This is a genomic window from Psychrobacter sp. TPE 89C (genome assembly GCF_055522395.1).
Genome location: NZ_JBVFXW010000098.1, coordinates 1 through 1,824 on the forward strand (window position 1 = coordinate 1; position 1,824 = coordinate 1,824).

General features: G+C 38.5%; 2 protein-coding genes. One reads left to right on the forward strand and one right to left on the reverse strand.

The genetic code is table 11. The features are described 5' to 3' along the window. Positions 1–338: 338 nt before the first annotated feature. Positions 339–461 carry a hypothetical protein gene (locus ACZW67_RS14245; RefSeq protein ID WP_465183800.1) on the forward strand — a complete coding sequence of 41 codons (123 nt, stop codon included), beginning with the start codon at positions 339–341 and terminating at the stop codon, positions 459–461. A 214-nt stretch (positions 462–675) separates the two neighbouring features. Here ACZW67_RS14245 and ACZW67_RS14250 read toward each other — a convergent pair whose 3' ends face one another. Beyond that, positions 676–1,752 (reverse strand): Fic family protein, encoded by a 1,077-nt coding sequence (locus ACZW67_RS14250; RefSeq protein WP_465183801.1) that lies wholly within the window; start codon positions 1,750–1,752, stop codon positions 676–678. Positions 1,753–1,824: the final 72 nt, after the last annotated feature.

The window sequence follows — 1,824 nt, forward strand, 5'->3', positions numbered from 1 at the left end:
TAATTTATTAAAAAAAAATTTCATTTTTATATCCTCACCTTTAGGTGAATTAAGAAACCTCAATTTGATATTTATAAGTTCTAATCCGGTAGTCCGAAGATTCAAGTCCTTACTAGAGTATTGAACTAGTGAAATCACCTGATTGGTTAGATATAGATATACTTATCAAGTTTGTAGCAAGTAAGAGTAAATAGGTGTAAGTCGTTACTTTTCTTAAACTTTCTTCAAACTACGCAACGCTTTAATCACTTATAGTTTTTTCAGTAAGGAGTTGATAGAGAGACGCCTTATCTGATTAAGCCTGTCTATTCAACTAAGATATAAAAAGGAATAACATCATGAAAAAACTACTATTAGGCTCGCTATTGGCTGCTTCCACTTGCGTAGCTATGATCGCTCCTGCAACAGCCGCTACTAATAATGTGAGCTATGTTGACAATACTATAGAAACCTATTTATGAGATTTTAGTCAGAATGAACCACCCCGAAATTTTCAGAGACTCAACTCTCTGAGAGCGTGTAAAAGAATCCCTTCATTGAATCGTATAACGGGTCTTATGACAAATGAGATGGGAAAGGTATGGAGAATCGCCCAGCTTCTGTAATCAAGCTATACCTATTCGTATCTTCAAAAATAATGCTGCTCGCCAAAGCGAGCAGCATTATTTTTTTGGACTACGCTCGATTCATGAGTAGTTGCAGTAGTTCGACATTGATATAGTATGAGCTACGCCCGATTTTCTCTTTTTGTAGCAGGCCAATATCGGTCAGCTCATCTAAGTACTTAGTTGCCGTAATGCGCGTTACTGCTAAATCAGTCATCACAAACTCTATTTTGGTATAGGGGTGATTAAATAGATTGTTCAGCAGCTCTTGGCGATATATCTTCGGCTTCTCTTCACGTATCTTAAGCTTATAGGCTTGTATCAATGCCTTGATATCTTTAATCAATATGATGGTAGATTTAGACGTTTCTTCCACACTATCAAGCATGAATAACAGCCAACCTTCCCAGTCGCCAGTATCTCGAACGTGCTGTAGATAGTGATAATAATCAGCCTTGTGTCGAATCAAGTAATGGCTGAGGTATAAAACGGGCAAGTCTAGTAAGCCTTGCGCCACCAAATACAAAATATTTAAAATTCTTCCTGTACGTCCGTTCCCATCGTAAAACGGATGAATACTTTCAAACTGATGATGAATGACCGCCATTTTTATCAGTGGATCAAGATCACATATCGCATCATCATTCATAAACGTGACGAGGTTGTCCATCAGCGCCTTGATATTATCACCATGCTGGGGCGGTGTATAAACGATTTCGCCTTGGCCATTTTTGAGTGTTGTACCTGGTAGCTTACGAAATCCTGCTACGTTCTTTTCCAGCTCTTCTTGAATCGCTAAAACGTCACTTAAGCGAATGATGCCGCTTTTTCGTACCGTATCAAAACTTGATTTGAGCGCTTGTGTATAGTTCTGCACCTCTTTGGTTGCAAGGCTTTGGTTGACGATATCAAGCTCAGCTTTAAACAGCTCATCATTGGTCGTGACAATATTTTCAATCTCAGAGCTGTGCTTCGCCTCTTGTAGCGCCAAGGTATTGATTAAGATAGCCTCATTAGGAATGGATGAGACCACTCCTTTGAGTTCAGCTAAGTATCGATTGGCTGACGACAGTTTTTTCAGGACAGCTCTGGTTTCTAGTGTCTCCATATTAGGAAGCGGTAAAGGGATAATCTGATACTCGTCCATGGACACCTCTTTGGATATGTATAAAAAAGCTTATTTTCTATATATGTTATATATATACGTATAGAAAAACAT

Excerpts from the sequence above, each read along its gene's own strand:
- ACZW67_RS14245 (WP_465183800.1), top strand. The coding sequence starts at position 339 with ATGAAAAAACTACTATTAGGCTCGCTATTGGCTGCTTCCACTTGCGTA.
- ACZW67_RS14250 (WP_465183801.1), bottom strand. The coding sequence starts at position 1,752 with ATGGACGAGTATCAGATTATCCCTTTACCGCTTCCTAATATGGAGACA.